This is a genomic window from Enterobacter cloacae complex sp. IR5459 (genome assembly GCF_049238005.1).
In the GTDB taxonomy this organism is placed as follows: domain Bacteria; phylum Pseudomonadota; class Gammaproteobacteria; order Enterobacterales; family Enterobacteriaceae; genus Enterobacter; species Enterobacter hormaechei_C.
Map to the genome: position 1 here is coordinate 1 of NZ_JBMKIG010000031.1, position 5,302 is coordinate 5,302.

At 54.4% G+C, this 5,302-nt stretch carries 12 protein-coding genes; all 12 read left to right on the forward strand.

The window, feature by feature from the left end; all coding sequences use genetic code 11:
• Positions 1-202: 202 nt before the first annotated feature.
• Complete coding sequence (locus tag ACOTX4_RS25340; RefSeq protein ID WP_180261300.1) at positions 203-415, forward strand: hypothetical protein; 213 nt, start codon at positions 203-205, stop codon at positions 413-415.
• A 54-nt stretch (positions 416-469) separates the two neighbouring features.
• On the forward strand, positions 470-754 hold the full coding sequence (locus ACOTX4_RS25345) for a hypothetical protein (RefSeq protein WP_407223123.1): 285 nt from the start codon (positions 470-472) through the stop codon (positions 752-754).
• 149 nt (positions 755-903) lie between these two features.
• The gene (locus ACOTX4_RS25350) at positions 904-1,143 is read left to right on the forward strand and encodes a hypothetical protein (RefSeq protein WP_421635490.1); all 240 of its coding nucleotides are present in this window, start codon (positions 904-906) and stop codon (positions 1,141-1,143) included.
• On the forward strand, positions 1,140-1,298 hold the full coding sequence (locus ACOTX4_RS25355) for a hypothetical protein (RefSeq protein WP_185870011.1): 159 nt from the start codon (positions 1,140-1,142) through the stop codon (positions 1,296-1,298). Before ACOTX4_RS25350 ends, ACOTX4_RS25355 begins: the two co-directional genes overlap by 4 nt.
• Positions 1,295-1,501, forward strand: coding sequence for a cell division protein FtsZ (locus ACOTX4_RS25360; RefSeq protein WP_047359556.1), 207 nt, complete (start codon positions 1,295-1,297; stop codon positions 1,499-1,501). The genes ACOTX4_RS25355 and ACOTX4_RS25360 overlap by 4 nt, the downstream gene beginning before the upstream one ends.
• Before the next feature lie 76 nt (positions 1,502-1,577).
• A complete protein-coding gene (locus tag ACOTX4_RS25365) occupies positions 1,578-2,657 on the forward strand; it encodes a hypothetical protein (protein WP_421635491.1) in 1,080 nt (359 codons plus the stop codon).
• A gap of 7 nt (positions 2,658-2,664) precedes the next feature.
• Positions 2,665-2,949, forward strand: coding sequence for a host nuclease inhibitor GamL (gene gamL, locus ACOTX4_RS25370; RefSeq protein WP_100185473.1), 285 nt, complete (start codon positions 2,665-2,667; stop codon positions 2,947-2,949).
• A gap of 18 nt (positions 2,950-2,967) precedes the next feature.
• Positions 2,968-3,813, forward strand: a complete 846-nt coding sequence (bet, locus tag ACOTX4_RS25375; protein ID WP_161652690.1) for a phage recombination protein Bet — start codon at positions 2,968-2,970, stop codon at positions 3,811-3,813.
• Positions 3,810-4,490, forward strand: a complete 681-nt coding sequence (locus ACOTX4_RS25380; RefSeq protein WP_161652689.1) for a lambda exonuclease family protein — start codon at positions 3,810-3,812, stop codon at positions 4,488-4,490. The genes bet and ACOTX4_RS25380 overlap by 4 nt, the downstream gene beginning before the upstream one ends.
• A complete protein-coding gene (locus ACOTX4_RS25385) occupies positions 4,487-4,915 on the forward strand; it encodes a regulator (protein WP_161652688.1) in 429 nt (142 codons plus the stop codon). The genes ACOTX4_RS25380 and ACOTX4_RS25385 overlap by 4 nt, the downstream gene beginning before the upstream one ends.
• Positions 4,912-5,064, forward strand: coding sequence for a DUF1317 family protein (locus ACOTX4_RS25390; RefSeq protein WP_045330321.1), 153 nt, complete (start codon positions 4,912-4,914; stop codon positions 5,062-5,064). Before ACOTX4_RS25385 ends, ACOTX4_RS25390 begins: the two co-directional genes overlap by 4 nt.
• On the forward strand, positions 5,061-5,302 hold a 242-nt coding region (locus ACOTX4_RS25395), incomplete at its 3' end, for an MT-A70 family methyltransferase (RefSeq protein ID WP_421635492.1). The genes ACOTX4_RS25390 and ACOTX4_RS25395, both read left to right, overlap by 4 nt.

Genomic DNA, 5,302 nt, shown 5'->3' on the forward strand with positions numbered 1-5,302 from the left:
CCATCGAAACGAAACATCGACAGCTGAGCGAAGTTAGCCAGCGGCGAAGTGGAGATTCGGTCAGTCGAACGGCGCGACAGTAAACCATGCGTCGGACCATAGGCGGGCTCAGGGAGAGCGGCAATTATGGCAAAGCGAAAAAAGATTTATTCCAGTCCATTTGAACCTGAGTGGGCTGTGCTGAATCACAAGAGGATTTTTTATGACTCAGACATACATTCCGGCGTGTTTAAGAGACCTTCCTAAGAAGCGTCAGAAGCCACGCAAACAGGCGATTAAAGAAGCGCAAGTGGAAGTTCTGAATAAGGCAATCGCATCGATAAAAGACGATATGCGTGCGTTCAAAACAGATGAGCAGCGTCGCGGTCATTACCAGGCGATCAGCACACTCTCACAGATTCGTGATGAGTTGTAGAAGCTGATAGATAAAGCATTTCTCCCGCATCAGCGGGTAACGACAGAGGGTTTTATGGCAGACGACGATTATACGATGGGAGAGTTTTGGCGAGACATGAAGCCAGAACTTAAAGATCGGCGCAGGATAGCGCGCAACTCAGCACATGAAGGGATGAAGGCATTCTTTCAGCGCAACGGGGTTGAGTTCGAAGAGGGAGAAAACACTCTAATTTTTCGCACACCGCAAGGGACTGTTGCTTATTACCCGCCAAGCAAGCGGATGCAGCATAAAGCCACATGGCGAACATGCAGCCCAACAGCGTGCATGAATTACGTCAACAAACTCAGGGCCGCCTAACCAGCGGCCTTTTTCATACCTCAGTCGCTTCACCGAGGCGGCTTAGTTATGACAACCGGCGGCCATCCACCGCCCATTGAAACACTGAATAAATGCGTTGAAGTCTTGTATTAACCGTTCCGTTCGCCGCGATAAGGCCAAGAGGATTTATGAGCAACAAAACAGGCGGTCCAGCGTTTCCACGATCAGGTGTATGCACTCCTGAAATAAACTCATGGGATAGCGAAGATTTTGGAGGTCGAGGTTTAACCGTGCGCGACTACTTCGCAGCAAAGGCTTTGGCTGGAATCTGCTCTCACCCTGACACTTGGGGATTAGCTGCGCCTGAAATTGTTAAACAGTCATTTTTAATTGCCGACGCAATGCTTCGCGCCCGGGAGGCATCATGAAAGTCACCCACAACGGCAAGCAGTACACCGCCAAAAAGCTCAACGATAACGAGTGGCAACTGACGTCAGTATCTGCACCGCGTGAAAAGCTGGTGCTTAACCGCTGGCAGATGCATATCGCTGGCCTCCTGAAACAGGTTGAGGTGAAGGTATGATTGGAATTCACTATGGCACCGCATCAGTGCCACGTAGCGAGGTTTTACCGGGCACAATGCTGCAACACCACGGCAAAACCTATCGCGCCTCTGCGAATGTTGAGAAAGGCCTGTACGCCTTCAACATCTTCGAAAAAACCATCATCAAAAGTGATTCCGTCGTTGTGCTGCTGAATGAGCGCGGCGAGCCGATGGTTCACTGATACCAACCACCCTATTCAACCGATCGGCCTGGCTTTCTGCGGGCGGGATCTGCACATCCAAATTTCAGGAGAAACCATGAGCGAAGTAACGGATTTAGTCGTCATTGAGAAACAGAACGCAATGGCGGTATTCACCACCAAAGAGCAGCTCGACCCGATTATTGAGGCGATCGAGAAAGAAGCTCGCAGCCTGGTGCCGGATGTGTCGACCCGCAAAGGCCGCGACGCTATCGCATCCATGGCGCATAAGGTTGCCCGTTCCAAAACTTACATCGACAACGCCGGTAAGGATTTGGTAGCTGAGCTTAAAGCCCTGCCGAAGCAGATCGACGAAAGCCGCCGCATTGTGCGTGAACGGCTGGACGCGCTGAAGGATGAAGTACGCAAACCGCTCACAGACTGGGAAAACGCCGAGTCGGCAAGAAAGGAAGCGCTGCAGCAGCGGCTTGCTGATTTGCGATCTTTGGCTGATGTGATTGATGGCGTGGGTAGTTACCTGCCGTCAGTTGAAATTCAGCAGCGCATTGAGTCAGCAAAAGCTGTTGCACTTGATGAGAGCTGGCAGGAATTAGCAGCTGAAGCTGGAGTGGCTAAAGACACCACCATCCAACAGCTTGAAGCTGCCCTGATCGTCGCAAAGCAGCGTGAGCATGAAGCAGCAGAGCTTGAGCGCCTTCGTAAAGAAGCGGAAGAAAAAGCTCGACTGGAACGCGAGGAAAATATTCGCCGGGAAGCGGCAGAACGGGCCCGCCGAGATGCCGAAGCGAATCACAAAGCAGAGATAGAAGCTGCAGCGCGCCGTGAAGCTGAAGAGAAAGCGCGTGCTGAAGCAGCGGAACGCCAACGCATTGAAACGGAGCAGCGTGCGGCACGTGAGAAGCAGGAAGCGGAAGCCCGGGCGGAACGCGAAAAAGCCGCGGCGGTAGAAGCTGAACGCCTGAAAGCAAAACAGGCAGAAGAAGCCCGCTTGGCGGAAGAGAAGCGCAAAGCCGATGAGCAGGCAAAGCGTGAAGCTGACGTGAAGCACCGCAAGACGGTCTGCACCAACATCGTTAACGCGCTCACCAATAACACCAGCTTAACCCGCGAACAGGCTATCGAAGTGCTAACTGCACTGAAGGATGACCTGATCCCCTGCGCGAAAATTCATTACTGAGGCAACCATGAACGCATTCCTTACTTACGACCGCATCGAAGATCGGCGATGGGTTGAGCAGCAACTCACCGACGAGAAAGAGAAGTGGATTGACGACCGGGCGCAGCAAATTATCGACATGATGCCAAAAGAGCCGTCCGGCCTCTTCCACTTCACGATCCCGATTGACTCCAGCCCATACGAAGGACTTCGCAGCGATAAAGCTGGCGAGGCCTACAACGATTTCATTTCGGCAGTTGCTTACGCCCAGGCGGAATACGACTGGGAACACCGTACCGGCTGCCCGTTTTAATTTTTGAGGGGATTAACGATGGCAAACGAATTAACAATCACGGCGAGTGCGCTGGCGGAAAAAGGTATCGACGTCGCTACCTGGAGCGCGCTGAAGAACAGTATCTACCCTGGCGCCAAAGACGAATCGGTAATGATGGCGCTCGATTACTGCCGTGCCCGCCAGTTGGATCCGTTGCTGAAGCCTGTTCACCTCGTGCCGATGAGCGTCAAAGACTCAAGAACGGGTAAAAGCGAATGGCGTGACGTGGTAATGCCGGGCATCGGGCTTTACCGCATTCAGGCGGACCGCTCAGGTGATTATGCCGGTGCCCGCGAACCAGAGTTCGGTCCAGACACGACGCAGACGCTTTCTGGTGTCGAGGTGACCTTCCCTCAGTGGTGCAAATACACCGTCTACAAGCGCATGCCCAGTGGAGAGATCGTCGAGTTCAGCGCCAAAGAATACTGGATTGAGAACTATGCCACCGGTGGCCGCGACACCACGGCGCCGAATGCAATGTGGAAAAAACGCCCATACGGACAGCTGGCGAAATGCGCTGAAGCCCAGGCGTTGCGTAAGGCATGGCCTGAGATTGGACAGCAGCCTACCGCCGAAGAAATGGAAGGCAAATCACTGGACGTAGATATCCGTGACGTCACGCCGCGCAACACCACAGAAGCGCTTCCACCAGCAGCAAGCGAAGAAACGCTTCAGGCGATAACCGATCTCTTATCAACTCTGGATAAAGACTGGGAGAAAGACTTCCTACCACTGTGCAGCGACATCTTCAAACGGCAAATTCTTGAGGCGTCAGAACTCACTGAAGAGGAGGCACAGAAAGGGTTTGGCTTCCTTCAGAAAAGGGCTAAGGCGGCAGCATGACACCAGAAATTATCCTTTCCCGAACTGGCATTGACGTAACAACTATCCAACAGGGCGATGAGGCGTGGCACCGGCTGCGCCTCGGCGTTATCACAGCCTCTGAAGTGCACAACGTCATTTCCAAGCCGCGCTCCGGCACCCAATGGACGGGCATGAAGATGTCCTACTTCCACACCCTACTCGCCGAGGTTTGCACCGGCGTCGCGCCAGAGGTTAACGCCAAGGCGCTGGCCTGGGGAAAACAGTACGAGGAAGACGCCCGCACCCTCTTCGAGTTCACCACCGACGTGAAAGTCACGGAGTCTCCGATCCTGTTCCGTGACGAGAGCATGCGCACCGCGTGCTCCCCTGACGGCCTTTGCAGTAACAATTTCGGCCTTGAGTTGAAATGCCCGTTCACCTCCCGCGACTTCATGAAATTCCGCCTCGGCGGTTTTGAGGCCATCAAGTCAGAGTACATGGCTCAGGTGCAGTACAGTATGTGGGTGACCGGAAAAGACGCCTGGTTCTTTGCCAACTACGACCCGCGCATGAAACGCGAAGGCATTCACCACGTCGTCGTTGAGCGTGACCCGCAGTACATGTCCGATTTCAATGAAATGGTGCCGGAGTTCATCGAGAAGATGGACGAGGCGCTGGCGGAAATAGGCTTTACGTTCGGGGAGCAGTGGAAATGAAACGCACCCCCTTCTACCGCAGGCCCGGGCGAACCGGGCAATTCTCCGGCCTCCGTGAACGCGTTATCTGGATGATTCAGACGCGCGGCCGCCCGGTAACCGGTAGTGAAATCGCCGAGAAGTTCGGCGTAACGCTCATCGAGTTCAACCGGGTCGCCAACGGCATCACCCGCGGCTCCGGACAGATAGCGCAGATCGTTGAGTCGGAAAAATGGATCAACGAGGACGGCATCTGCGACCGGAAATTTAACTTGGCCAGCAAGCCAAAGGTCGTAACGCCGCAAGGCAAATCACGGCTGTTCACCCGGCGCGCCATTGAACAATCGCAGGAAGGTAGACGGCAGGAGTGCATAGCGCGTGCCGCACGCCGTCGCCGCCTCATTGCTCAGGGCCTCTACATCGACGAAATGGAGTCCATCCTATGACTCACGCTCACGACGACATCATGGTTGGCACACTACGCCTTTCCTTCACTGGTAACGGCTGGTTAATGCCATGGGGTGAAGTGGTCAGCAATCCATTAAAGGCCCAGCGGCTCGCTGAGGAATATCGGGAAAGGCAGGAGGCGGCATGACAGCGAAATACTCACTTCTGTATGTCGATCCCCCTTGGTCTTACGGCAACACCATCAGCAACGGCGCCGCTGCAGATCACTACTCCACCATGAAGCTCATCGACATCAAGCGCCTTCCGGCTTGGGAACTTGCTGCCGAAAACGCGGTGCTGGCGATGTGGTACACCGGCACGCATAACCAGGAGGCTATCGAACTGGCCGAGGCCTGGGGTTTTACCGTTCGCACGATGAAGGGCTT

What these genes read in the sequence shown, in the direction of transcription:
- gamL (WP_100185473.1), top strand. Translation starts at nt 2,665, where the DNA reads ATGAACGCATTCCTTACTTACGACCGCATCGAAGATCGGCGATGGGTT.
- ACOTX4_RS25350 (WP_421635490.1), top strand. Translation starts at nt 904, where the DNA reads ATGAGCAACAAAACAGGCGGTCCAGCGTTTCCACGATCAGGTGTATGC.
- ACOTX4_RS25365 (WP_421635491.1), top strand. Translation starts at nt 1,578, where the DNA reads ATGAGCGAAGTAACGGATTTAGTCGTCATTGAGAAACAGAACGCAATG.
- ACOTX4_RS25340 (WP_180261300.1), top strand. Translation starts at nt 203, where the DNA reads ATGACTCAGACATACATTCCGGCGTGTTTAAGAGACCTTCCTAAGAAG.
- ACOTX4_RS25360 (WP_047359556.1), top strand. Translation starts at nt 1,295, where the DNA reads ATGATTGGAATTCACTATGGCACCGCATCAGTGCCACGTAGCGAGGTT.
- ACOTX4_RS25345 (WP_407223123.1), top strand. Translation starts at nt 470, where the DNA reads ATGGCAGACGACGATTATACGATGGGAGAGTTTTGGCGAGACATGAAG.
- ACOTX4_RS25390 (WP_045330321.1), top strand. Translation starts at nt 4,912, where the DNA reads ATGACTCACGCTCACGACGACATCATGGTTGGCACACTACGCCTTTCC.
- ACOTX4_RS25380 (WP_161652689.1), top strand. Translation starts at nt 3,810, where the DNA reads ATGACACCAGAAATTATCCTTTCCCGAACTGGCATTGACGTAACAACT.
- ACOTX4_RS25385 (WP_161652688.1), top strand. Translation starts at nt 4,487, where the DNA reads ATGAAACGCACCCCCTTCTACCGCAGGCCCGGGCGAACCGGGCAATTC.
- bet (WP_161652690.1), top strand. Translation starts at nt 2,968, where the DNA reads ATGGCAAACGAATTAACAATCACGGCGAGTGCGCTGGCGGAAAAAGGT.
- ACOTX4_RS25355 (WP_185870011.1), top strand. Translation starts at nt 1,140, where the DNA reads ATGAAAGTCACCCACAACGGCAAGCAGTACACCGCCAAAAAGCTCAAC.